The organism is Sellimonas catena (assembly GCF_027924685.1).
GTDB classification, from domain to species: Bacteria; Bacillota; Clostridia; order Lachnospirales; family Lachnospiraceae; genus Sellimonas; species Sellimonas catena.
The window spans coordinates 1-26,217 of sequence record NZ_BSBO01000035.1 but is presented as its reverse complement, the minus strand read 5'-3'; the positions used below and the strand labels follow the sequence as shown (position 1 = coordinate 26,217).

At 37.7% G+C, this 26,217-nt stretch carries 27 protein-coding genes; 24 read left to right on the top strand and 3 right to left on the bottom strand.

Going from position 1 to position 26,217, the window contains the following annotated elements:
• Positions 1-11: 11 nt before the first annotated feature.
• Positions 12-695, bottom strand: a complete 684-nt coding sequence (locus Selli1_RS14705; protein ID WP_114001566.1) for a Crp/Fnr family transcriptional regulator — start codon at positions 693-695, stop codon at positions 12-14.
• A 110-nt stretch (positions 696-805) separates the two neighbouring features.
• On the opposite strand from Selli1_RS14705, the gene Selli1_RS14700 reads away from it, so the two are divergent.
• The 23 genes from Selli1_RS14700 (at position 806) to Selli1_RS14595 (ending at position 21,774) form a co-directional block, all read left to right on the top strand.
• Positions 806-1,726: a response regulator gene (locus Selli1_RS14700; protein WP_114001565.1), complete on the top strand. Its 921-nt coding sequence runs from the start codon at positions 806-808 to the stop codon at positions 1,724-1,726.
• Between the two features lie 91 nt (positions 1,727-1,817).
• The gene (locus tag Selli1_RS14695) at positions 1,818-2,144 is read left to right on the top strand and encodes a hypothetical protein (RefSeq protein WP_222891074.1); all 327 of its coding nucleotides are present in this window, start codon (positions 1,818-1,820) and stop codon (positions 2,142-2,144) included.
• A gap of 119 nt (positions 2,145-2,263) precedes the next feature.
• The gene (locus Selli1_RS14690; RefSeq protein ID WP_227239497.1) at positions 2,264-2,464 is read left to right on the top strand and encodes a 4Fe-4S binding protein; all 201 of its coding nucleotides are present in this window, start codon (positions 2,264-2,266) and stop codon (positions 2,462-2,464) included.
• Positions 2,461-3,045, top strand: a complete 585-nt coding sequence (locus Selli1_RS14685) for a 4Fe-4S binding protein (protein ID WP_114001564.1) — start codon at positions 2,461-2,463, stop codon at positions 3,043-3,045. Before Selli1_RS14690 ends, Selli1_RS14685 begins: the two co-directional genes overlap by 4 nt.
• A gap of 98 nt (positions 3,046-3,143) precedes the next feature.
• On the top strand, positions 3,144-3,917 hold the full coding sequence (locus tag Selli1_RS14680) for a NifB/NifX family molybdenum-iron cluster-binding protein (protein WP_073106964.1): 774 nt from the start codon (positions 3,144-3,146) through the stop codon (positions 3,915-3,917).
• A gap of 184 nt (positions 3,918-4,101) precedes the next feature.
• Positions 4,102-4,488, top strand: coding sequence for a helix-turn-helix domain-containing protein (locus Selli1_RS14675; RefSeq protein ID WP_044924454.1), 387 nt, complete (start codon positions 4,102-4,104; stop codon positions 4,486-4,488).
• Between the two features lie 139 nt (positions 4,489-4,627).
• A complete protein-coding gene (locus Selli1_RS14670) occupies positions 4,628-6,082 on the top strand; it encodes an RNA-binding domain-containing protein (RefSeq protein WP_114001563.1) in 1,455 nt (484 codons plus the stop codon).
• A gap of 135 nt (positions 6,083-6,217) precedes the next feature.
• Entirely contained in the window at positions 6,218-6,397 is a 180-nt protein-coding gene (locus Selli1_RS14665; protein ID WP_028086473.1) for a hypothetical protein, read from the top strand.
• Between the two features lie 577 nt (positions 6,398-6,974).
• Positions 6,975-8,045 carry a Fic family protein gene (locus tag Selli1_RS14660; RefSeq protein WP_087166879.1) on the top strand — a complete coding sequence of 357 codons (1,071 nt, stop codon included), beginning with the start codon at positions 6,975-6,977 and terminating at the stop codon, positions 8,043-8,045.
• On the top strand, positions 8,032-9,546 hold the full coding sequence (locus tag Selli1_RS14655; protein WP_281873680.1) for a class I SAM-dependent DNA methyltransferase: 1,515 nt from the start codon (positions 8,032-8,034) through the stop codon (positions 9,544-9,546). The genes Selli1_RS14660 and Selli1_RS14655 overlap by 14 nt, the downstream gene beginning before the upstream one ends.
• A gap of 24 nt (positions 9,547-9,570) precedes the next feature.
• On the top strand, positions 9,571-10,677 hold the full coding sequence (locus Selli1_RS14650; RefSeq protein WP_281873678.1) for a restriction endonuclease subunit S: 1,107 nt from the start codon (positions 9,571-9,573) through the stop codon (positions 10,675-10,677).
• A 33-nt stretch (positions 10,678-10,710) separates the two neighbouring features.
• Positions 10,711-11,610: an AbiJ-NTD4 domain-containing protein gene (locus Selli1_RS14645; RefSeq protein ID WP_281873676.1), complete on the top strand. Its 900-nt coding sequence runs from the start codon at positions 10,711-10,713 to the stop codon at positions 11,608-11,610.
• A 20-nt stretch (positions 11,611-11,630) separates the two neighbouring features.
• Entirely contained in the window at positions 11,631-11,966 is a 336-nt protein-coding gene (locus Selli1_RS14640; protein ID WP_281873674.1) for a hypothetical protein, read from the top strand.
• A gap of 12 nt (positions 11,967-11,978) precedes the next feature.
• On the top strand, positions 11,979-15,281 hold the full coding sequence (locus Selli1_RS14635; protein ID WP_281873672.1) for a DEAD/DEAH box helicase family protein: 3,303 nt from the start codon (positions 11,979-11,981) through the stop codon (positions 15,279-15,281).
• A 74-nt stretch (positions 15,282-15,355) separates the two neighbouring features.
• Positions 15,356-15,847, top strand: a complete 492-nt coding sequence (locus Selli1_RS14630) for a TIR domain-containing protein (RefSeq protein ID WP_281873670.1) — start codon at positions 15,356-15,358, stop codon at positions 15,845-15,847.
• A gap of 15 nt (positions 15,848-15,862) precedes the next feature.
• Positions 15,863-16,270 (top strand): hypothetical protein, encoded by a 408-nt coding sequence (locus Selli1_RS14625; RefSeq protein WP_281873668.1) that lies wholly within the window; start codon positions 15,863-15,865, stop codon positions 16,268-16,270.
• 17 nt (positions 16,271-16,287) lie between these two features.
• Complete coding sequence (locus Selli1_RS14620; protein ID WP_281873666.1) at positions 16,288-17,487, top strand: TIR domain-containing protein; 1,200 nt, start codon at positions 16,288-16,290, stop codon at positions 17,485-17,487.
• A 307-nt stretch (positions 17,488-17,794) separates the two neighbouring features.
• Positions 17,795-19,636 (top strand): TIR domain-containing protein, encoded by a 1,842-nt coding sequence (locus Selli1_RS14615; RefSeq protein WP_281873663.1) that lies wholly within the window; start codon positions 17,795-17,797, stop codon positions 19,634-19,636.
• Positions 19,637-19,661: 25 nt separating this feature from the next.
• The gene (locus Selli1_RS14610) at positions 19,662-20,345 is read left to right on the top strand and encodes a TIR domain-containing protein (protein WP_281873661.1); all 684 of its coding nucleotides are present in this window, start codon (positions 19,662-19,664) and stop codon (positions 20,343-20,345) included.
• 313 nt (positions 20,346-20,658) lie between these two features.
• Positions 20,659-20,964 carry a type II toxin-antitoxin system RelB/DinJ family antitoxin gene (locus Selli1_RS14605; protein WP_087166891.1) on the top strand — a complete coding sequence of 102 codons (306 nt, stop codon included), beginning with the start codon at positions 20,659-20,661 and terminating at the stop codon, positions 20,962-20,964.
• Positions 20,964-21,176 carry a type II toxin-antitoxin system RelE/ParE family toxin gene (locus Selli1_RS18410; RefSeq protein ID WP_330677611.1) on the top strand — a complete coding sequence of 71 codons (213 nt, stop codon included), beginning with the start codon at positions 20,964-20,966 and terminating at the stop codon, positions 21,174-21,176. Before Selli1_RS14605 ends, Selli1_RS18410 begins: the two co-directional genes overlap by 1 nt.
• Entirely contained in the window at positions 21,170-21,301 is a 132-nt protein-coding gene (locus Selli1_RS18405) for a hypothetical protein (protein ID WP_330677610.1), read from the top strand. The genes Selli1_RS18410 and Selli1_RS18405 overlap by 7 nt, the downstream gene beginning before the upstream one ends.
• Before the next feature lie 347 nt (positions 21,302-21,648).
• A complete protein-coding gene (locus tag Selli1_RS14595) occupies positions 21,649-21,774 on the top strand; it encodes a hypothetical protein (RefSeq protein ID WP_281873659.1) in 126 nt (41 codons plus the stop codon).
• A 79-nt stretch (positions 21,775-21,853) separates the two neighbouring features.
• Here the strand turns inward: Selli1_RS14595 and Selli1_RS14590 are convergent, their stop codons facing one another.
• Positions 21,854-22,600 (bottom strand): ATP-binding protein, encoded by a 747-nt coding sequence (locus Selli1_RS14590; protein ID WP_281873657.1) that lies wholly within the window; start codon positions 22,598-22,600, stop codon positions 21,854-21,856.
• A 95-nt stretch (positions 22,601-22,695) separates the two neighbouring features.
• Entirely contained in the window at positions 22,696-24,147 is a 1,452-nt protein-coding gene (gene istA, locus Selli1_RS14585) for an IS21 family transposase (RefSeq protein WP_281873655.1), read from the bottom strand.
• Positions 24,148-24,331: 184 nt separating this feature from the next.
• On the opposite strand from istA, the gene Selli1_RS14580 reads away from it, so the two are divergent.
• Positions 24,332-25,732, top strand: a complete 1,401-nt coding sequence (locus Selli1_RS14580) for a transposase (RefSeq protein WP_334304932.1) — start codon at positions 24,332-24,334, stop codon at positions 25,730-25,732.
• Positions 25,733-26,217 lie beyond the last annotated feature (485 nt).

The window sequence follows — 26,217 nt, the reverse complement described above, 5'->3', positions numbered from 1 at the left end:
GAAAAACAGTTTTATGATCTTTGTAGTGTTTCCAGTCTTTTCGAATCAAGGATGGTGATTTTGCCGCGTGAGAGTTTGACGAGACCCTCGCCCTGAAAGTATCGAAGCATTCGAGTGATCACTTCCCTGTGGGAACCAAGATGGTTTGCGATAGTTTCGTGAGTGATTTTCAGTTCATTTGTTCCTTCGATAGAGGTCTCTTCTAAAAGAAATGAAGCAACACGCTTATCCAAACTCTTCCACATGATCTGTTCAATCAGCCACATGACATCAGAAAAACGGCTAGCCATTAATTCATTGGTATAGTTTGCGACGGGAGCCGATTCCTTCATGATGTCCTTATAGATTTCAGCAGGGATGATCCAAAGATCAGTATCTTTTTCTGCTTCAATGGTTACTTCAAATTGAATGGACTGCATGATACATGAGGCGGATAAAAGACACATATCCATATCGAACAGGCGGTAAAGTGTAATTTCTCGTCCTTCATCTGAAAGTATGTAAGTTCGAAGCTGCCCGGATTTAACCAGTAATAATCCAGTACAATCCAGGTTTCCGTTGTGAATGATCGTTCCTTTTTTTACATCCCGTGTAATCAAATTGTCTGAAATTACTTTTTTCTGTGCTGTATTTAAGTCATTCCATAGTGGAAAATAATTTTCGAAGCTCATAACAGTTATCTCCTTTACGAACATAGTATACTTACTTTTTTTAGATGCGTCAATTACATAATTGACATATGCCATAAATAAAAATATACTGACTATAGTACATGACTGTTGTGAATATGAGGGAGGGATAAATAATGCAGGGAGATGTCAGTTTTACATTTTTGGACCGAATTGAAGAAGTAGAACTGAATATTGTAGATAGACGATGGCAGTCTGCACTGGCATTGGCATTGACTTTGCCAGATATTTGCGGAGGTATTGCTTTCCCGGAAATTGTTAAACATTATCGAGATGGCCGGGTTATGCTGGATCGGCAAAAGAATCCGACCCGTGATGTGGGAACCCAGTATATTCGCTGGTTTGATGAATATGCAGGGGACTACTTTAAACTATCTCAATCCGATGAAAAGCCATATATTTGCGGAGAACGCTGTTGGCAGCTTCGATGTGAATATCTTCATCAAAATAAAGGATTTTTGAATGATGAAAATAATATACGCTTTCATCTTGGACTAAACTGTGGAATGTCAGTTTGTCAGTTGGAAAGTATGAACATACAGGAGAACGGAAACGATATTCGTATAGACATAGAACAGTTTTGTCTGAGGATGTGCAAGGCAGCAAAGAATTATTATGATAAAGTTCATTTGGAAAAAGACTTTAGTCTCTATAATACACCAGTTTTGGATTTTATTCAGGTAACACAAAAAAAGAAAGCTGCTTCTATTATTGCACTGGTCTGTGGCAGTGAACGTTATGCAAAAGGATTAAAAGAAACATTGCAATTTATTTCAGATCAGATCATGCTGTTTTACACACCGGAAAGTGCTAAAACAAGATTAGGCAGACATAAGCCGGATCTTTGGATTGTTACCGAAGATATGACGAGCCAACCGAATCAGCCATGGCGTGCGGACAGGACAACACCTGTAATTTTAATCACAGGCAATCCTGATGCTGTTGAAATTAAAAAGAATTCAGGAAAACTAACTGTTCTTTCTATGCCATTATCAATAGTTGATTTGCGGAAAACCGTCGAAATATATGTGTCGTGAGGAGAAGTTTATGCTGTACATAATACTATTATTTGTATTTGTAGTTGTAGTTGTATATTTGATGATGCTTATGCGGAGACAGAAAGAAAAGATGAGCGAAATTAAAATACAAATAGATCAACTGCAAGCACAACATGATCGATTGCAGAAAGAAAGGGATCAGTTACAAGAACGGATGAATCATCTGGAAGAGCAACGAGAACACTTGCAAATGCAAACAGACCAGGCATTTCGGAGTGCTGATGAAATCGAGAAAATTTACGATGAGATATGGAATCATGCTAATACCATTCACCTTTACTCTTCGTTAGCTGAAGAAGAAAGCAAATCTATAACAATGAAAGAAAAACAAAAAGAAATTATTCGAACAACTGAGGAAATTCTAAACATCATATATAAATATAAAGGTAATGTATAATAAAAATATGTCATTGTAATGATTAGCGTTCAAGGTAAATTCTTATGTAATAATATCACAGAAGGATTTACCTTTTTCAGGTACAATAGAGATACAAAATTTGAAAGGGGAACAAAGCATTGGCAAAAAGAATGGCAAGTGTCGATAAAAAAAGATGTGTTGTCTGCGGAGTATGTGAAAATACTTGTCCGCTGGCAGCTGTCAAAGTTTACCATGGATGTTATGCTGTGGTAGAAGAAACAGTGTGTGTAGGATGTGGAAAATGTGCAAAGTCCTGTCCGGCAGGTTGTATTGAAATGAAAGAGAGGACAGCGATGTGAAGAAAAAGAAACATTGGTATGATTATTTATGGATATGGGCGATCCTTTATTTTGCTCTCGGTTTTTTTAATATTTTGTTTGCTTGGTTTGGGATGATTGATTTCCTGTTGCCGTTAGGAATAGCGATATTCGGTGGAAATAAATTTTTCTGTAATCATTTGTGTGGACGTGGCCAGCTTTTTAGTAAGCTCGGTGGGGATTTAAAATGCTCAAGAAATAAACCAACCCCGCGATGGATGAGTTCAAAATGGTTCCGATACGGCTTTTTGATATTTTTCCTTACAATGTTTGGGAATATGGTATTTCAGACATATTTAGTTGGTGCCGGATCATCATCCTTGCGTGAAGCCATCAAATTATTCTGGACCTTCCGTGTTCCGTGGGGATGGACATACACTGCCGGAACAGTAGCTGATTGGGTGGCACAGTTTAGTTTTGGATTTTATAGTTTGATGCTTACATCTTTGTTGTTAGGGTTGATCGTAATGGTGTTATATAAGCCACGAACCTGGTGTACATTTTGTCCAATGGGAACAATGACGCAGGGTATCTGTAAATTAAAAAATAATGAAAAGAAGTAATACTATAAGGTGATTCATAAAAGGCATATGTCAAAAACATTATTGACATATGCCTTTTATAGGGCTATTATATAAGAAAAGCGAGAAAGGAGCAGTTTATGCCGAGACCAGTAAAATGCAGAAAAGTCTGTCATTTCCCCAATGTTTTAGAATTTCTTCCGGCAGATGATACTGAGAAAAAAACACCCATTGTTCTAACGGTAGATGAGTACGAGACAATCCGTCTTTTGGACAAGAAAGGTTACAGTCAGGAGCAGTGTGCAGCATCTATGCAAGTCGCAAGAACAACGGTCCAGCGAATTTACGAGATCGCCAGGAAAAAGATCGCAGATGCACTTATCGACGGGCATCCACTCAAAATTGAGGGCGGAGATTTCAGAATCTGTGACGGTCAGAGCGGCAACTGCAGCTTTGGAGGATGTTACAAACAGGAAATTTACAAAAAATATGCAGCAGAAAAAGGAGAAGGTATCATGAGAATAGCAGTAACATATGAAAATGGACAGATTTTCCAGCACTTTGGACACACAGAGACATTTAAGATTTACGATGTAGAGGAAGGAAAAGTAGTACATTCAGAAGTAGTAGATACGAATGGAAGTGGACATGGCGCATTGGCAGGAGTTCTTAATGCATTGAATGCAGACGTTTTGATTTGTGGCGGAATTGGAGGCGGCGCACAGACAGCGTTAGCGGCAGCAGGCATCAAGCTTTTCGGAGGAGTTTCCGGAGATGCGGATGAAGCAGTAGAAGCTTTTATCAATGAAACACTTGAGTATAATCCGGATGTGAAATGTTCTCATCATGAGCACAACCACGGGGAAGGACATACATGTGGCGAGCATGGATGTGGAAGCCACAGTTGTCATTAAGAAGTGAGATTGCCATCGGATCATAAGATGAAAAAATAAAAGGTATTGATCTATAAAGAGGGAACCCGCATCATCAAATTTGCTTGTGATGTCGGGTTCTCTTTTTATTTGCATAATGATATACTTTTATTGTGGTTAGAAAAATAAAGCATGTACAAAACTCATAGGAGAAAGATGTATACTTATGACAACATTTGGTGATAAAATTAGGAAGTTGAGAAAAGAGAAAAAAATGACTCAACAAAAGCTGGGTGATATGGTGGGCGTTTCTCATAGAACAATTCGATCTTGGGAAGTTGAAGGACGATATCCGAAGCAGAGTAGTTTATATCAAAAACTGGCAGATGCATTTCAGTGTCAGGTTTCTTATCTTATGAATGATAATGAAACCGTGTGCTTGGGTAATGATGAGCCAAGTGAATATGCTGGTGCTAAACAGGCAAGGCAGATTCTTGAACAGGTAGCTGCTTTATTTGCCAGTGGAACTATGACCAATGAGGACAAAACTATTTTCATGGATGAGATGACGAGACTTTATCTGGCATCAAAAAAGAACAGAAGAAAATGGTAAGAAGAAATGAACTGTTTTGTTTTCTTGCTTGATAGAAAAGAAGAATAGAACGTATAATAGTGTTAATGATCCAGAGAAGATTGCTCTGGAAATAGAATTATTCGTACCAGTGGTGCGAGTATAGAGTAGGAGTGAAAGAATGGTAGAAGATACTATGTTTTCCGGGGAATCGAAAAATATTGAGTACAAGGTATCCTTACCTGATAAAAGTGAAAAGTACATGAAGACAATCGTAGCTTTTGCCAATACACAAGGTGGCAAGCTGATTGTTGGAGTAGATGATAAAACACACCAGATTGTTGGTGTGGAAAATGATGTGTTGTTTCAGCTGATGGATGGAATTGCCAATGCAGTTTCTGATTCCTGTGTGCCGCAGATCATTCCTGATATTGAGCCGCAGACGGTAAATGGGAAAACAGTTATTGTTGTATCAGTAGAAGCAGGAAAGAATAGACCATATTATCTGAAATCAAAGGGAAAAGATAATGGCACTTATATCCGTGTAGCAGGTACATCAAGACAGGCATTTCCAGAGAAGATAAAAGAGCTGGAAATGGAAGGTGCCAGAATCTCATGGGATGAGCTTACTTGTGTGGGTTATCCTGTTTCAGAGGAAGCAACAGAGAAACTTTGTCTGGATATCGAAAAGTTCCGGAAGAAAGCAGGAATGTCAGAACATTCTGTAAAGAAAGAGCAGCTGATAAACTGGAAAATCTTAAAGCAGAGTGAGGGACAGCTTCTGGCAACGAATGCCTATGCATTGCTGACATCAGATTATTTCTCATTTTCTAAAACACAATGTGCGGTATTCAAGGGAACAGATCGTGCAGTGTTTCTGGATAAGAGAGAATTTACAGGACCGATTTACACACAAATCGAAGAAGCAGTAGATTTTGTATTGAGAAATATTCGGCTTGGAGCAACGATTGATGGATTGGTGCGAAAAGAGAAATATGAGCTACCGCCGGAAGCAATTAGGGAAATGATTATTAATGCCCATTGTCACCGTAACCTGTTAGACGAATCCTGTATTCAGGTCGCAGTTTATGATGACAGACTGGAGGTGACTTCTCCGGGTGGATTATATAACGGATTGACTTATGAGGAAGTCATGAATGGTCATTCGAAGATCCGGAATAAAGGCATTGCCAATATATTCAGTCAGATGGGACTTGTAGAGGCATGGGGAAGCGGAATAAAAAGAATCCTTAATGCAGCAGAAGAGTATGGACTTTTGAAGCCGAGATTTCAGGAATTCGATAATATGTTTCGGGTAGAGCTGTTCCGTAATTCATTTCCGATGACAAATGAAAAAGAAAACATCAGAGAAACATCGGAGAAGCATCGGAGAAGCATCGGAGAAGCATCGGAGGTAGTGTGGAGAACAGACCTCAACGATACACAGCAAAAGATTATAAAGTTACTTTCAGAAGATCATCAATTATCAGCAGTTAAGTTAGCTGAAAAAATTGGGGTTGCCAGTCGAAATATTGAGAACAATATTAAGAAGTTAAAAGAGTATGGTATTCTTATAAGACATGGATCTCCAAAGAATGGTTACTGGGAGATTGTAGATAAAGATCTACAGGAGTGAGAAGTAAATTAGTCCAAGACTAGTCCAAGATATCTCAAGATTAGTCCAAGGGAATATATATATAAATAACAAAAACAGATTGACATTTTGTAGTAATCAGTAGTAAACTGTACTTGTGGAAGGGAAGTGATATGTTTGGCTAGAAAAACACCAAAAGATGGCAAAGAAGAAAACATACGAGTACGGGTGACTCCAGAACAAAAACAGAGACTTGTTGAGTATGCAGAAAGACACTATCAGAGCATGAGTGGTGTTGTATGTCAGGCATTGGATCTCCTGTACGCAAGAGAAGAACAACAAAATAACAAAGAGTAGAATGGAGTTATTTTGGAGTTTATTTCTTCATAAGCTGTGCGAAAAGTACAAAATCAGAACACATGTTCGAAGCGTAAGTCTCTAATAACAGCCTTTGCGTGTCATGAAATGCTGTCCGCAAAGGAATTTGAATAATTAGTAAATCCCAAGAATCCTTGTAAAATGGGCGTTCTTGGGATTTCTTTTTTGCTGTGATGTTAGGGTGATGTTAATGGTGCTTCAGCTAAAAGGCATTTATTTACTTTTGGTCGAAGCGTCCCTGGTAAAGTACAGCTGAAACCAACGGAAAAGGGCTTACTAAATTGAGTGAAACCATTTTGGCAAGCTCTTTTTTGTTGCTTTGAGGTTGCAGTTTACTCGGCTTTTCGTTACTCAAGCAGAATGTTCGGTAATTTTGAAAAAAGTTTTTGTAATGAGAAAATTACGTAGATCAATATTACTTGAAATCAGATTCTAACTCGTCATTTTCAAATCAATCTCGTCAAAATAAAGAAAATGACGAGATTGAAATTGATTATGACGATGATTTGTGATAAGATGTAAATAGGTTAAGTTTGAGGTTTTGTGAGGAGATTATATGAGAACTTTTGATTATAAGAAGAGATATGAAAGGTTATTACAACCGGATCTTGTTGCCTTGCTCGCACAGATTCATGAATATAAAGGGGAACAAGCATTATTTGTGGAAGCAAAAGCAGACACACTTACTCAGTTGTTAGAAGTTGCGAAAATCCAGAGTACGGAGGCTTCCAATAAAATCGAAGGTATCTATACTTCGGATGAGCGTTTAAAAAAAATTGTCCGCGATAAGACAATGCCGAAAACAAGAAGTGAGAAAGAAATTGCGGGTTATCGGGATGTGTTAAATACGATTCATCAAAATTATGATTATATACCCATAAAACCATCCATCTTCCTCCAGCTCCATCGGGATTTATATAAATTCACAGGAAATGCGGGTGGTAGTTTTAAGTCATCAGATAATGTGATTGCACAGGAGGATGAACAGGGAAACAAATCTATACGGTTTCAGCCGGTTCCGGCATGGGAAACGCCGGCGTATATTGATGCAATCTGTGATGCATTTCAGGATGCCTGTAAGGATTCTCAGTGTGATCCATTGATTTTGATTCCTATGTTTATATTGGATTTTTTGTGCATCCATCCGTTTAATGATGGAAATGGGCGTATGAGTCGTTTGCTGACGCTGCTTTTGTTATACCGGGCAGGATATATTGTGGGAATGTATATCAGTATTGAAAAGCTGATTGAACAGACAAAAGAAACTTATTATGAAACCCTGCAAGAGAGTTCTTATAACTGGCATGAAGAGGAAAATGATGATGCACCATTTGTCCGGTATATGCTGGGAGTGATCGTTGCAGCTTATCGTGATTTTTCTTCCAGAGTACAGCTTTTAGCCACTAGCGAGATGTCGAAACCGGAGCGCGTCCGTGAGATTGTCCGCGGCTCCATAGGAAAGATGACAAGGGCGCAGATTATGGAGAAATGCCCGGATATCAGCCGTGTAACGGTAGAACGTGCTTTGACAGACATGGTGAAAAAAGGTGAAATATTAAAAATCGGAGGCGGTCGTTATACTGCCTATATATGGAACAGGGAGAATGAATCGTATGATAACAGGTGAATTAAAAAATAAAATTGATGGCTTATGGGAAATATTCTGGACCGGAGGACTTACCAACCCGCTAGATGTGATTGAACAGATGACATATCTGATGTTTATCCGTGATCTGGACGATGCAGATAATCTTCATATCAAAGAAAGCGCAATGCTTGGTCTTCCATATGAGAGCATTTTTGCAGAAGAAGTCCTGATCGGGGATCGCCGGATTGCCGGCAATCAGTTGAAATGGAGCGTATTCCATGATTTCCCGGCTCAGAAAATGTACAGTACCATGCAGGAATGGGTGTTCCCATTTATTAAAAATCTTCATGGAAATAAAGAAAGTGCGTATGCCAAATATATGGGTGACGCAATCTTTAAAATACCGACACCACTGATGCTGGATAAAATTGTGACTGCCATGGATGAAATATATGCTCAGATGGCACAGTTGAAAAAGGCAGATACAAGAGGAGATGTCTATGAATATCTCTTATCGAAGTTAGCAACAGCAGGGGTAAACGGGCAATTCCGTACTCCAAGGCATATCATTAAGATGATGGTGGAACTGATGGATCCGAAACCCGATGAAATCATCTGTGATCCGGCCTGTGGAACGTCTGGTTTTCTGGTGGTTGCCAGCGAATACCTGAAAGAAAACAAGAAGGAAGAAGTATTCTTTGACCAAAAAAACAAAGAACATTATATGAATCATATGTTTCACGGATTTGATATGGACCGGACTATGTTGCGTATCGGAGCTATGAATATGATGACGCATGGAGTAGAGAATCCTTATATTGAATATCGGGACAGCCTTTCTGATCAAAATCCGGATAGAGAAAAGTACAGTCTGATTCTTGCTAATCCCCCATTTAAGGGAAGTCTTGATTATGATATCGTATCTCAGGATTTGCTGAAAGTTGCGAAAACAAAGAAAACGGAACTTCTGTTTTTGGTATTGTTTTTGAAAATGCTGAAACCAGGTGGAAGATGTGCCTGTATCGTTCCGGACGGCGTTTTGTTTGGTTCTTCCAAAGCTCATAAAGCAATCCGTAAAGAACTGGTGGAAGAGAATCGCCTGGAGGCGGTGATTTCTATGCCTTCCGGTGTATTTAAGCCATACGCTGGTGTATCCACGGCTATCCTGATCTTTACGAAAACCGGACATGGTGGAACGGATAAAGTATGGTTCTACGATATGAAAGCAGATGGATTCAGCCTGGATGATAAACGCAATCCAATCAATGAAAGTGATATACCGGATATTATAGAGAGATTCCGAAATCGAGATCAGGAGACAGAACGAAAACGAACGGAACAGTCTTTCTTTGTAGAGAAGCAGGATATTGCTGACAATGAGTATGACCTTTCCATTAACAAATATAAAGAAGTGGAATATGTACCGGTAGAGTATCCATCTACACAGGAGATTATGGCGAATCTGCATGAGCTGGAAATGGAGATTACAAAGAATCTGGCAGAGTTGGATGAGATGCTGGAAAAAGATGTAGAAGAATAAATTTGGATTTGTGGGGATGAAAATATGAGAGTAAAACTTGAAGATGTTTGTGAAAGAGGCTCGTCAAACCTTAAACAATCAGATGTGATAGATAAAGCAGGAGAATATCCGGTTTATGGAGCTACAGGATATTTGGGAAATGTTGATTTTTATCATCAAGAAAAACCATATGTAGCCGTTGTCAAAGATGGTTCGGGTATTGGTAGAACTACATTACATCCATCTAAATCTTCCGTCATAGGTACTATGCAGTATCTTTTGCCAAAAGAAAATGTTCTACCAGAATATCTTTGCTATGTGGTGAGATATATGCACTTGGAGAAGTATTTTACAGGTGCAACAATTCCACATATTTATTTTAAGGATTATAAAAATGAAGAGTTTAATTTGGATACGCTTGATCGACAGATAGAGATTGTAGGTATTCTGAAAAAGGTTGAGAATATTATTGAGTTGCGTAGGCAGGAAATTGAAAAACTTGATGATCTTATCAAAGCCCGATTTATCGAGATGTTTGGAAATCCAGTCACTAATCCTATGAGATGGGATAAAGTTGAAATAAATGCTTGCCTTAAAAGCATTGAAAATGGAAAAAGCTTTGTTTGTGATGGTATTACAAGGAGTGGAGATGTTCCAGCTATCTTGAAATTAAGTGCAGTTACAGATGGAGCATATAAACCAGAAGAAAATAAAGCGATAATAGATGAAAATCTTTTTATAGAAAGTGCAGAAGTTCATGAAGATGATTTATTATTCACGAGAAAAAATACTCCTGAGTTAGTGGGTATGGCTGCTTATGTATTTTCAACACCAAAGAAACTGATGATGCCGGATTTGATTTTTAGATTAAATACAAATGATAGTTGTAATAAAGTTTATTTGTGGAAACTAATTAACCATGATCTATTTAGAGGAAAGATTCAAAGTATTGCGAGTGGTTCTGCAAAATCAATGTCTAATATTTCAAAAGAAAGATTAGGCAAACTTTTAATTTGTTTGCCACCAATAGAACTTCAAAAAAAATTTGCAGATTTTGTCGTTCAAGTCGAAAAATCAAAAGCTGCTGTGCAAAAAGCACTAGACGAGACACAGTTATTATTTGATAGTTTAATGCAGAAATACTTTGGGTAATTCAAAAATTTTTAATTAGGAGGATGAGGTAGAGTGGTAAAAGTAAGTAGAAGAGGAGGATTCTCAGATCGACAAGGAATCAAATCTGAAAATACAGAAATTCAGATGAAAAATTTCGATAATAGAACTCGTATACAAATCTTTAATTTGTTAAGCGAACAATATCATTTCTTCTATGGAGGACAATATTATAGTAATGATTCTGTACAAAGTTTTTTTAGATATGTTACTAGTGAAGTGTTTGGTCAAAGGATTGATACGAGAAAAAGTATAGATGATGATAAGTTTTTTGATGAAATAAACCAAGTTATAATGAATAATTCCTATGATGATGTATTAACTTTGGTTGAAGCCATTAGTGAATATTGGGAACAAGAATTAAATAAAAAATATCCATATAAAGCTTATGGGTATTATTTACAGGAAGAGACCTATAGCGTGTTTAAACAATTTAATGAATTGTTTAAACAGGAATATGTTGGATACAGATTTATTGATGGTTTGCTTTCTCCGATTAGCAATGAAATAGAAGTGGATACAATTAAAGAAACATTAGACTGCGAATATTCAGCAGTAACATTACATATTTCAAAAGCTCACAGTCTATTGGCAAACAGGGAACATCCTGATTATGAGAATTCTATTAAAGAAAGCATTAGTAGTGTAGAGGCTATGTGTGAGATTGTTACAGGAGTTCGCGGAAAAGAGGCAACACTAGGAAATATGTTGAAAAAATTGGAGCAAAAAGGTGTTGTTATTCATTCTGCTTTGAAGTCAGCGTTTAACATATTGTATGGATATACAAGTGATGCAAACGGTATAAGGCATGCTGGAGATATAGGAGGAAAAGCGTCAACGTTTGAAGAAGCCAAATTCATGTTAATATCATGCTGTGCGTTTATTAATTATCTAAAAGGTATAATGGCAGATTGATATCTGAAAGGAGAAAATTTATGGATATGTATTTGCCGTATATAGTTTCCGTTGTATGTGCTTTAATATCTGGTATTGCCAGTTATCTAATATCAAGGAAACAAATGAAAACGGATTTGGAAAAGTTAAATACTCAGTATAAATTAGATATAGAAAAAGAACGAGAAAAATTTATAATGGAAAAAGAAAAGCTGGAATTGGAACATAAATATGAGCTTGAAAGACAACAAAAAGAATTTGAGAATCAATTAGGTGGGAATTTGGTTAATACACTGATTACGGAAGCCATGAAAACGCCAGAGGTAAGAAAGCAAATTACGCAAGGTATGAATGCTTTAAATTTAAAGAAGAAGTAAGGGGGATTAGAGATGACCAACTTTGATTTCCTTAAGAAAGAACCACAATTTGATTCTTTCGCGAATGTGGCCATTTCGGCTGAGAAAATATTACATATTGATATGGAAGCCAGTGTGATCAACTGCCGCCGGGCTATGGAGTTTGCCGTCAAATGGATGTATTCCGTAGATGGTTCGCTTGTTATGCCGTATCAGGATACGTTGGTCAGCTTGATGAGCGCAGAAGAGTTTCGAGACATTGTGGATCCGGATCTTTGGAGAAGACTGGATTTTATCCGTAGAGTGGGAAACAATGCGGCTCACAATGGGAAAAAGATTACCCTGGATCAAGCAAAATTATGTCTGGAAAATCTGTATATCTTTCTGGATTTTGTGGCGCATTGTTATTCCAAAGATTATACGGAAGGAGAGTTTCATGCTGAATTTCTTGAAGAAACGAAACAGACTGTTTTAGAAGAGAGGCCACTAATTTCGGAACTCAATCTGAAAGATCTCATAGCAGAAAATCAGGTATTGAAAGAGCAATTGACGGCAAGGCGTGAGGAGCAGCAACAGACTTATGTACCGAAGCCTCTTGATCTGTCCGAGTATAAGACAAGAAAGATATATATCGATACAATGCTGATGGATGCAGGATGGACGGAAGGGAAAAACTGGATCAATGAAGTAGAACTTCCGGGAATGCCAAATAAATCAGAGGTGGGTTATGCAGACTATGTACTCTATGACGATGCACATAGACCGCTTGCGGTAATTGAGGCAAAACGTACCTGCGTGGATGTGGCAAAAGGACGTCAGCAGGCAAAGCTATATGCAGATATTCTGGAAAAACAGTACGGCAGAAGACCAGTTGTTTTCCTGACCAATGGATTTGATACGAGGATAGATGATGGGCAGTATCCGGAACGAAAAGTATCCATGATCTATTCCAAACGAGATCTGGAAAAGTGGTTCAATCTGCAGTCTATGAAGACAAGTCTCAAGAATATTACTGTAGATAAGAATATTGCGGGACGGTATTATCAGGAAGGTGCGGTTAAGGCAGTCTGTGACAGCTTTGGAAATAAGAATCGTAGGAAAGCATTGTTAGTTATGGCGACGGGTTCCGGGAAAACAAGAACGGTTATTTCCTTGTGTGATGTATTGCTGCAGCATAGCTGGGTAAAGAATATCCTGTTCCTAGCAGATCGAAATTCTCTGGTTACACAGGCAAAACGAAGTTTTGTGAATCTTCTTCCGGATTTATCTGTGACTAATCTATGCGAGGAAAAGGATAATTATCAGGCTCATTGTGTTTTCTCTACTTATCAGACCATGATGAATTGTATTGATTCTGTAAAGGATGAGGAGGGAAAACTGTTTACCTGCGGACATTTCGATCTGGTAATCTGTGATGAAGCCCATCGGTCTATTTATAATAAATATAAAGATATTTTTACCTATTTTGATGCGCCACTGGTAGGCTTGACAGCTACGCCAAAGGACGAAATTGATAAGAATACCTACAATATTTTTGAACTGGAAAATGGTGTGCCTACATATGGGTATGAACTGGCACAGGCTGTCAAAGACGGTTATCTGGTAGATTTCCTTTCCGTAGAATCTTCTTTGAAATTTATTGAAGAGGGAATTGTGTATGATGAATTATCAGAAGAAGACAAGGAAGCTTATGAAGCTACATTTGAAGACGAGAACGGAGAACTTCCTGAAAAAATCAGTTCTTCTGCATTGAATTCCTGGCTGTTTAATGAAGATACCATAAAGAAGGTTCTGCATATTCTTATGACCAAAGGGATTCGTATCAATTATGGAGAAACTTTAGGGAAGACGATTATCTTTGCCAAGAATCACGATCATGCAGAAAAGATTCTGGAGATTTTCGGGAAAGAATATCCGAATCTTCCGGGATATGCGAAAGTCATTGATAATTATATGACTTATGCCCAGAGTGCTATTGATGAATTTTCAGAGCCAAATAAACTTCCTCAGATTGCAATTTCCGTAGATATGCTGGACACAGGAATCGATGTGCCGGAAGTATTGAATCTTGTCTTTTTCAAGAAAGTCATGAGTAAAGCAAAATTCTGGCAGATGATTGGACGAGGAACACGCCTGTGCCCCGGATTGTTGGATGGAGAGGACAAGCAGAAATTTTATATTTTCGATTTTTGTGGCAATTTTGAGTTTTTCCGCATTAACAAAGGAAAGGCAACCGCTAATATGATGGCACTGCAGGGAGCAATTTTTAATCTGGAATTTCAGATCACTTACAAACTGCAGGATATGGAATATCAGACAGAACGATTGATTGCTTACCGGAATGCATTGATACAGCATATGAGTGAAAAAGTGCAGGAATTGAATCGGATTAGAGATAACTTTGCAGTTCGTCAGCACTTAAAATATGTGGATCTGTATTCCGATCAGTCCAACTATCAGATTCTGAGTTATGAGGATACGCTGCTTGTAAGGGAAGAGCTGGCGCCTCTGATTCTGCCGGATGGAGATGAGGCAAGTGCAGTTCGGTTTGATGCGCTGATGTATGGCATAGAGTTGGCATATTTAATCGGAAAAAAATATGGAAAAGCTCGGAGTGATCTGTTGAAAAAAGTGAGTGCGATTTCTACGGTAGCAAACATACCAGAAATTATGGTGCAGGCAGAGCTGATTAATCAGATTCTCCATACGGATTATCTGGATCGTGCCGGAATCAATGAATTTGAACATATTCGGGAAAGCCTTCGTAATCTGATGAAGTATCTTCCTAAAAAGAAAGTGCGTTATGACACAAACTTCGAAGATGATATTCTGTCCATTGAATGGAAAGAGTCAGAACTGGAAAACGATGATCTGAAGAACTATAAGGCAAAAGCAGAATATTATGTTCGCCAGCACCAGGATGACCTAGTTATTGCGAAATTGAAAAAGAATAAGCCAATGACTCAGGATGATATTAAAACATTGGAAAAAATTCTGTGGAGTGATCTGGGAACGAAGGATGAATATGAAGCAGAATATGGAGACAAGCCTCTGGGAGAATTTGTCCGTGAGATTGTGGGCCTGGATATGAATGCTGCAAAAGAAGCATTTTCTGAATACCTGAACGAAGCCAATCTGGACAGCAGACAGATTTACTTTGTGAATCAGATCGTTGAATATATTGTACATAATGGATTGCTGAAGGATTTTTCTGTGCTACAGGAACCACCGTTCACAGATCAGGGAAGTGTCGTGGATATCTTTACTGATTTGAATGTATGGATGGGGATAAGAAAGGTTATTGAAGGGATAAATGATAATGCGAAGGTGGCTTAATTGTTGGAGGTTAAAGGAAAAATCAATTATAAGAAACTCTTTATTATTAACCTAGGAGAAAGGAGACGTATGAGATGGCACGCAGAGTTTTTTTTAGTTTTCACTATGACAATGATATAAATCGTTCTATGATAGTGCGTAATAGTTGGGTGACGCAGGGAAAAGAGGCAGCCGGCTTTATAGATAAAGCAGAATTTGAAAAGATGAAACGAAAAGGAGAAAAAGAAGTATATAAGTGGATAGATAAGCAACTTGAAGGAACATCCGTTACAGTTGTTTTGATTGGTGCGGAAACGTTGTCTCGCCCATTTGTTCAATACGAAATCTGTAAAAGTTTACAAAGAGGAAATGCAGTAATTGGTGTTTATATTAACTGGATTAGAGATATGAGAACTTTGAAAATATCTGCTAAAGGAAATATACATACGGTTATTGGATATTATGAAGATGGTAGCCCCGCATATTTTGATAATGTTTGTGATGGAATATATGATTATGTAACTCAAGATGGTTATGCTAATATGGGAAGTTGGATAGAGATAGCAGCATGCGCTCATAATAAGTGATAGGAGATGGGAAAATTGGAAAATAAACTTAAACATCTAGAATTAGTTCAAGGCGTTGTCAATAGAATGTCTAACAATTCATTTTTGTTGAAAGGGTGGGCAGTAACCTTAGTGGCTGGTATTTTTTCTTTAGCAAGTAAAGATGCTGATAAATTATATTTTCTTGTCGCATATGTCCCCGTTATAGTGTTTTGGGGGTTGGATACATATTATTTGCATCAAGAGCGTTTATATCGTTCATTATATGATAAAGTTTGTCACACGGACGAAGACAAGATAGACTTTTCATTAAAAGCTACTTCTCAAGAGTTTAATAGCGAAAAAAATTGTTACTATAGTTGCTTTTTTTCGAAAACAGAATTAGGTTTTTATCTGCCACTTGCAATAGTATGTACCGGAGTTATTATAATTACACATATGTAGATAGGAAAATGTAGTTTATGTCAGGAGTTACAAAACATATTTATGATCATGAAATACGAGATATTATTTCGATGTGGAATATGCAGTTAAAGTCTATTCAGGAATTATTGCCTAAAGGTTATAAAAATGAAGACATAGTAGAGATGTTAAAACATTTTTATCCACATGAATGGTATTCGGTTGAAGTTAAATATTGGTATTATAATAAAAAAGATAAATATTTGAAAAAACATTTTGGAAAAACTCGCTATAATATGAAAAAACCAGAAAATTTACTGCTTACGTGCGGTGAGTATAAAAAAATTATGTCTGCCGATAGGAAAAAAATGCACGACTCTAATTATTTGGAAAAAAAATCTAGTGAGTTATCAGAACTATTATGGAATAAAAGAAAACCTAAAATAGAAAAAATAAACAAGAAAATTGAACAGGCTAAATCTAGAACACAGCAGATGACGCCAGAATATGTTGATCAATTGATGGGTTTTTATGACAGAAAGAATACTAGTCAGAAGGATAAAATGTATATTCTGTTGGAACTTCAAAAGTATTATAGCTTCAAAATAATAGAATTCTTTTTTAAATTAAATGATACAGAGTTAAATAAGCAGCTTAGATGGTTGGCATTTAAACATTTACAAAGTTTTAATTATCAGCCTAGAGCAAGACGTCAAAAGTATATGCAAGTGCATACTAAAAATAAGAAACGAAAACATTATTTAACGAAAATCTATCCTGAAGAAAAATATGATATACCAAAAACGCCTACAGAATTAGAATATAGAATTGAAAATGCAAAAGAGCAGAAAATAAAATCATATGATTTTTTTATTTCACACAGCTATAAAGACAGTGATTATGTCCAAAAATTAATTGGATTTGAAAACAGACAAGGCAAGAATATATTTTGTGATTGGATTAATGACTCGGATTATTTGAAACGTAACTTGCTTTGTAATGCTACTTTAAAGGTATTAGAGAAAAGGATGGAGCAATCCAAAAGTGTATTATTTGTGGATTCAGACTATTCCAGACATTCAATTTGGTGTAGATATGAACTCAATTATTTTAAAGAACTAGGTAAAACAATGTATATAATTTCCAAAGAAGATATACAAAATGGGAAATTTGCTATTAGACCTTTTACTGAAGAATGGTATTTAGATTCACATTATAAACGAATGGTATTATTAGAAAGTGAGAAGGTATTATCGTAGCTTTCATTATCCTAATTTGAGACTATTTTCGTAAAAATGCTGATTATAAAATTGAGGGAACAGATAATTAGTGAGTTATATAATGCAATGAAGAAACATCTTGAAGTTGGACTCAATATTCATCGTTTAAATAATAACATTTCTAAGAATATTGATTATTCTTACTTCTATTTTAAATATGATGAAAAAACTTAGAATATAAGACAATTTCAAAGTTTGCGATTAAGATTTTCAAAATATAACATAAGAAAATAGGCCTGTTACGTAAGGTTAGTAAAGAATACATGTGAGTATAAGGGGGGACTTAATGAAGATATTTATTATAGATCCACAAATGACGATGACAGATTACTTTACTGCAGATGAATTTAATAAAGAAGTAATTAAGGAACTAAGGTCATACGGAGTTGAACTTTATGAAGTTAATATAAAGAACATAGGAAGAATGAAAGTATCACTTTCAAATGATGCGATAGTAATTGTGTATAATGAACATGATGTATCTGAACAAGAAACTGGAGATGTGAAGAAATTATTACTAAAAGCGCTTGAAAAAGGTGCTCGAATATGGCCTGTTGCAATTGATAGAAGAGCAAGAACACCAATGGAAGTAATATCAGATAAGCAGAGCTATGATGTGTGGGAGCAACTTAGATGTAGAGATCTTGATGGAAAATATTTGGGGACAATTGCAAAAATTTTTTCTAGAAAACTTGTAGCAAGAGTTTTTCCGACTTGCTATTGCGAGGAAGGAGAAATATTTCTAAGTCATAGAAGGCTCGACGGAGAAGAAATTACAGCTAAAATTTATGATAAAATACTTATGCAAGCCAAAGAATCAACTCCATTTAGAGATGTTGTAAATGTAAAAGTTGGAGATGCGGCACAAGAGGTAATTGATAAAGTAATGGAAAGCAGCGATGTTTTTGTTTTTCTGCATACTCCGAAATCGGCAGAATCGGAGTGGATATTAAAAGAGTTGAGATTTGCATTACTAAGAAATATTCCTATTTTGTGGGTGCAGATTGATAATGCGGATATTAATAAATTAAAAATGAAACCATCTGATAAACCTCATCTTATTTATAAATCAGAAGAGTTCTATTGTGATAATCAACTTGTTGAAATTGTAGATACAATACTTCAGAAAGCTTTTGAGTTGGTGATGGATAGATCAAATCAAATATTGGGCTATATAGATTTGCTAGATAATATGTTCAGTAATAAATTAAAAGTTGTCGATAAGGGGAAGATGATTTATCATATTTCTATAAAGCGAAAAGGATACCATTATCCTCAGCGTAATATTGAACAATACTATCAATTGTTCGGACGCACCCCGACTTTGGAAGATGCCGAAAAATTGAATGAGTATTTAGAAAAATGTGAGTGTGATTCTATAGCTATTTTAACTAATAGAGTTGTGTCAAGCTCAAAACGGGAAAACGTTGTTTTTGATGGAATACAAGATTTTTGTTATCATTGGAATAGATATTTATCAGAAGCAAAGAAAGGAAGTAAACAAATGGAAATAGTTATATCAGGAGCTTTCCCTGATTCTGACGAAATTTATAAACAGAGCTTAACGGATGCTTTGATTTTGTTTTCAAAGTCAATTATTTGGAATGGATATGAATTAACTTTTGGTGCTCATCCTACGTTTCAAGAACTTTTTTACGAAGTTGCAAAAGATGTGGATCCTCAAGATTATAAAAACAAAGTAAACATGTATATTTCAAGATGGTTTTTAGTAGATGATTCAGAAAAGGAATATGAAGATAAGTATAATTTACACATATCTGAAAAGAAAGAGACTTTAGCATTGAGCTTGACGGAAATGCGTAGAAATATGATACAAAGGAAAAATGTAAAAGCTTTAGTATGCTTGGGAGGAAAAATAAAACCAAATAAAAATGAAGAAGGAATCCGGGAGGAAATAAAATTAGCTCGCGAATGGAATATTCCTGTTTTTATAGTTGGTAGTGTTGGAGGCTGCTCAAGTGAAGTGGCATTGGAGTATGAACATAATGGTTGGGAAGGGATTAATAACGCATCCAAAGAATTGAATAAAGCTTTTCTCGAGGGGATAGATTATTTCAGTATGGCACAAGAAATGCTTAGTTATATTAGCTCTAATGAAAAAATATGATTAAGATAACGAAAGGTAAAATATTATGGGAAAGAAAATTTTTGTTTCGTATAAATATAAAGATAATCAGGTAAGAAATTTATCTATTTATGAAAATTCTACTGTGCGGGATTATGTTACTAAGTTTGAAGAAGTGTTAGATCCTTCGGACAATATCTATAAGGGAGAAAGTGAAGGGGAAGATTTATCTTTATTATCTGAAGGAACTATATGGGAAAAATTAAAAAATAGAATATATGATAGCTCTGTAACTGTGATATTTATTTCGCCGGGGATGAAAGAATCTTGGAATAGTGAGAAGAATCAATGGATACCGTGGGAAATTTCTTATTCATTAAAAGAAACATCACGTAAAAATAAAAACGGAGATGCTATTACAAGTAGAACTAATGCAATGTTGGCTGTTGTATTACCAGATGAGAACGGTTCATATTCTTATTACTTAGAAAATAAAAGTTGCTGTGTAAATGGTTGTACAACTCATCATACGGATAAATTGTTTTCTATAATTAGAAAAAATAAATTTAATCTTATAGACGCAAATAAACGAACCTGTGATAATGGATCAACAATATGGTACGGAGATGTTAGTTATATAGAAGCTGTTAAATGGGATGATTTCATTTCAAATTATAGCACATATATAAAAAAAGCATGCTTAAGACAAGATAATATTGATAATTATAAGATTTATAAAGAAATCAATTAAAAATAGTTACATTAACAAATTCTTTTGATATAATACATACATGGCAACGTGACGGCAACTGAAGATAAGTAAGTCAGCGCACGATATGAAAATGAGATAAATGAAATCGGAAAGCTCGTAAAACTTAAACAAATTTGTTTAGGTTTTGGAGAAAAGAACCGAGTTCGAGTGAGAAAAAGTCAGGAAGTTAAGAATATACAGAGGTTATAGTCGATATGGGCTAAAGAAGAAATAGTATTAAACTATTCTACAACTCATTATTGACACGTAACGACGAAGACGTTACAATTAAAGCATAAACGGAGGTGACATTATGGAGAAATCAGCAACACTTAATCTACGGATTAATCCCACATTAAAATCAGAGGCAGAGACAGTTCTTTCGCGTCTGGGCATACCAATGTCAACGGCTGTCGATATGTTCCTGAATCAAGTAGTTTTAGTTGGAGGGATTCCGTTTTCCGTTACGCTTCCAAAGGCACCGGCAGATATAGATGCCTCTCAGATGACAGATGCGGCTCTTCATGCGAAGCTTCAGAAAGGTTATGATGATTACAGAGCCGGAAGGACAGAGAACGCTGCAGAAGCATTCAAAAAGTTTAGGGAGACTCATAGGTGATGGGGAAACGGATTGTAGAAATTACCCAGACAGCTCTTGACGATATGGAAGGGATCTATGATTATATAGCAGATGTTCTTTTGGCAGCGGAGAATGCTATGGGTCAATATAATCGTATTGCAGATGCAATTCTCACTTTGGAAAGTAATCCTGAGAGATGTCCGGTTTTCGAGGTAGAGCGGAACGATCTTGGAGAATGCGCAGAATGGTAATTGATAATTATCTTGTCTGTTACATTGTAGATCCGGATAAAGTGACAGTCACAGATGTGTTATACGGAGCTTCAAATGTGCATGCAAGACTGAAAGCAAGACATAAGGCAGACCCAGACATTTAAGTGAGCATGATAACATCATCATGATAACGAATTGATAACACTAGCAGAGACAGACCATAGAAACATGACAGTTGGAAACAAATAAAATCAAATAGAACCAAATATTCTATACAAAACTGTATAGAATTAGATTTGGTTTACGAGTTTGAATAATTAGTAAATCCCAAGAATCCTTGTAAAATGGGCGTTCTTGGGATTTCTTTTTTGCTGTGATGTTAGGGTGATGTTAATGGTGCTTCAGCTAAAGTACAGAATGCGGTCATAAAAATAGTATTTCTTCTGATGATATTTACGAATCAGAAGAAGATTTTAGAAATTATAAGAATTAGTTAAATGGAGGATTTGCTATGCCAATATGCAAATTTTGTGGAGAAGAATTTGAACTTTCTGATGCAAGAATGAGTATTCCGGGGCATTTTCCATCACCAGTTGAATATTCTGCGGTGGCAGAGCCACCCAATCTCATGAAATAGAGCCACCGGATCCGTTAGCGAGAGCCAGTCGTCCGATGAAGGGAGCCATGAGTTTCTTCATGGCTCCCGATAAGATGATCTAACTCTTGATTACTCTCTTCCTTTGTCTCATGGAAACATCTCCGTCAATCCGCATAGTGTAAGCAGAAGGGATGATGCGGTCAAGGATGGAATCGGCGAGAGCACTGCCGCCCAGCCTTTCGTGCCACCCTTCAGGCATAAACTGTGAACAGAAGATAGTGGACGTCTGACCACAGCGATATTCCATTAGTTCCAGAAGATCTCTTTGTTCCTGATCGGAGGCAGGGATCAAAAGAAATTCATCGAGTATCACGAGTGGGAGTTTTTGCAGCTGTTTCATTACCTGATGATATTTCCCCTGTATCCTTGCTGCTTCCAGTTCACTGAACAATTCAGGAAGACGGAGATATCTGGTTTTGTATCCTGACTGGCAGGCATTCACTCCCAGCGCATTAGCGATAAAGCTTTTGCCCGAACCCGTAGCTCCAATCAGGATGACATTCAATCCCTGCCGGATGTAGTCATTATCCGCCAGGCTTTCCAGAAGATCCCGGTTCAAATGCCGGTCTGGCAGATACTCAATGTTTCCAAGAAATGCCGATGCGTCAGAAAACTTTGCGTTTTTAATCAATCTCTTGATATTATTGTTATGTCTGGAATCGTATTCTGCGTCCACCAACAGCATGAGACGTTCATGAAAAGAAATGGCTTCATAGTCGCTCTCCCGGACGATCTGTTTTTCATAAGCTTCTGCAAAGGCAGGCAGTCTCATGGCTTTTAACTTTTTCAATGTATCATTTTTCATGGCTGCCACCTCCGTAGTAAGATGCTCCCCGGACCAGGGCATAGCTTTCGTCATAGCTGGTCACGGCAGATCGGTTTGACGGGTCAGCAGCTTTGTCATTGCAAGGATTCCAGGATGAGACGAATGTTTTTATAACGCGGGCTTGGAATTCGCTCCAATGCTGCCCTGCAGGCATGTTCCAGTCTTTCTGTACTGTATTTATCAGCCAGTTTCAAAAGAGACAGACAGCTTTTATAGGCCTGCTCCTCAATCCGGTAGGAATCAAAGATCCCCTGAATGACCTGATGGGTTGCCTCGCCGATCCCATCTGCCCATTTGAGGAACCTTTTCTGATCCCATTCGCTGTATAGCTGATGATTGACAGGCATATGTTCCACAACTGTGGAATACTGTCCACGGCGTCCATAAAGACGTTTGTGGCTGCAGATCCGGTTTCCTTTATAGTAAACCTCAATGCTGTTTTTGGTGTATCTGACATCTACTTTTTTACGAACATACTCGTAAGGAACTGAATAATTCTGGAAATCGATAGCGATATGATAGTTTAACTGAACAGTAGCTGATTTCCATTGAGCGAATTCGTACGGATATTTAGGAAGTGGCTGTAAAAAGGTAGCCTCTTCTTCCAGAAATACAGAATGGCGTGATCCATCTTTTTTCTGGAAAGGAGTATCGTTGAACCGATCCAATTCCTTGCGGATTGCCGTGTTCATCGTATGGAGATCAAAAAATTTCCGGTTTCGCAGACGGGCAATGATGTGGGAAGTCAGGTTACCAACACTTCCCTCTACGGCTGCTTTGTCGCGAGGCGCCAACACCCGTGCCGGAAGCAATGCTGTGTGATAGTGATCTGCCAGTTCCTGGTAAGAGCGGTTGACCACAGGATCTTCATATTTCCTGTTGCTCAGGATTCCCACCTTTAGATTATCCGGAGTCAGGATCCTGGTGACACCGCCAAAGAATTCATACATAGCGATATGTGCATTGATCCAGTCCTCCTCTTTCATGGTGCCGCAGGCCTGTGCATAACAATACATGCTGAAAGGCAGCGTTGCTACAAAAAGATAGACCTTCCTGCTGTTCCCTGTGGTCTTATCATAAAGGGGCAGCGCGGTTCCGGCCCAGTCAACCATAAGTTTATCACCAGGTTTATGTTGGATATGCATGGTAAGTTTATGCTGTGTAACATAATCCTGATATAACTTACAATACTGGGAATAGCCATAGGGAGGCTTGCCGGTATTACGGCAGGTGTCCACATATTCCTGCCACAAAAGCTTCAGTGTTACGCCGTTTTTCAATAATTCCTTATGGATATACGGGAAATCAGGCGTAACTAGTGTGGGGATCAATGCTTCTTCCGGAAAAAGTGTATGGCGGATTTCTACTTCATCCATGGACTCCAACACATCATTCGGTAACTGGTGTTCGGAAGCAGCCTTAGCCACCCTTGCCACCGTGTTTCTGGATACATGCAGAAAACTGGCAATGTGTCGCTGGCTGTATCCATCCCGAAGCATTTGTAAAATAGGTTTCTCTTTGGACATTGACTCGTCCTCCTCTCAAAGTATTACGGATTCATCCGTTGGTAGGCGTTTGCGAAACGCCACAAACCGTATAAATACGGTGTTTTTTGTTGCTAAAATACAAATAACTCCTCACCGGATATGGTATAATAGAGTCGTCCAAAATCCATAAACCACCATCCAAGAAAGGAGTTATTCTGATACTATGATACCATATAAACAGCTTTCTCTGGCAGATATTTTTTCAGATTGCCAGGAAAAATTTGAAACTGACAAACCTGCGTTTCTTTCTCTATTAGAAACCCATATCGACATTGATGAAATTATTCCGATTTCTTTCAGAAATCATTTTTATGCATCAACGGGCAGATCCCGTAAATACCCTTTGCAAGCTTTCCTGTGGGCTTTGATCATTCAACGTATTTTCTCAATTCCTACAGACCAGCTTCTCCTCATTTTTCTCGCTTACTCTAAACCCCTTCGTGAATTCTGCGGGTTTTCCAAAGTCCCGGATGCTTCCAAAATCACTCGCTTTAAACAGGACTTTTCAGATGACCTGCAGTTTATCTTTGATCATCTTGTTGATATTACAGAGCCCATCTGCCAGGCTATTGATCCTGCAAAAGCAGATTTAACCATCTTCGATTCTTCCGGTATTGAAGCTTTTGTCACCGAAAATAATCCGAAGTACGCTAACAGAATCATTCGGCAGGTTAAGGCCTATGCGAAAGCTCAGGGCTTTAATCAATCTTATGATCCCTATAAGGTTGCCTACGGCTCCATGCCGTCCCATGCTTCTGCTAATCCTGAAATTAAGCAGCTGTATATCAATGGGCATTTTTGCTATGTCTTCAAATTTGGCATTGTCACCAATGGGCTGGGCATTATCCGTCATATCTCTTTCTACAACAAAGACTTTATGGCGTCCCATCCTGATATTGTTGTCGAAAAGAAATCGGACTCCCCTGATGAGGATAAGTGTGTTCATGATTCCAAACTTTTGATCCCGACACTCAAAGACTTCTTTTCAAAGCATCCACTGATCAATCCCAAAACCTTCCTCGGGGATGCCGCTTTCGATACCGCTCAGCTCTATAAGAGCCTTCTTACCGGTGATACTTTTGGTAAGGACAAACATTTCCAGAAAGCATATATTCCACTCAATGCAAGAGCAGGTCTTGAAAATCGGGATTATACCATCAATGAAAACGGGATCCCCTGTTGCCCTCATGATCCTTCCCTCCCTATGAAGTACGAATGCACTTCTAAACTAAGAAGCGGTGTTACCAGATTCAAGTTTGTCTGCCCTAAAATGAGATGGGCTTACGAGAAATCCACCCAAAAATCTTATAGACAATGCTGTTGCGAAAATCCTTGTACCACTTCAAGATGTGGTCGTATGGTTTATGTCTATCCGGAAAAGGATCTGCGGGCTTATCCCGGAACGATCCGCGGAACCGAAGAATGGGATAACACCTATAAAATAAGGACTGTTGTTGAAAGAGATATCAACCACATCAAAGATCATCTCTGTCTAGCAGGCCGTCGGACACAAAACGAGAAGACTTTACATGCTGATCAGACCTTGCCGGTATCACTCAGCTGATTACTGTTGTTCTCGCCGATAAAATCAAACATCATGAATACATTCGAAGCTTAAAGCCACTCATAGCATAGGACTTACCACTTTCATAAAGCAGATAGCTTATTAAAGTGCGCCTAAAATATCCGGTTATCCACTTTTCATTCCAAAACTCCTTCCCTGTACGAATTTTCCTTGTTTTTCTTCAAGTTTACGAAGGAGTTTCGCAATTACCTATATTACGGATTCATCCGTTGGGATCATTGTATTGCTTTAAGAGGTGGCTCTCAACAGCGGATTCACCTTCTCATATGGGTGGCTCCGACATTCGGAATGGGTGGCTCTATGCAACGGATTGAGTGGCTCCGAAGTCACGGAATACTCACCAGTCCGGCGTTAGGAAATCACTATTCCGGATAAGCGGAAATCACTGTTCCGGGACAGGAAATCACATTCCAGAGCCTTATAATAGAGACATGCATCGCAAGATGTAAATCTATTATAAGGAG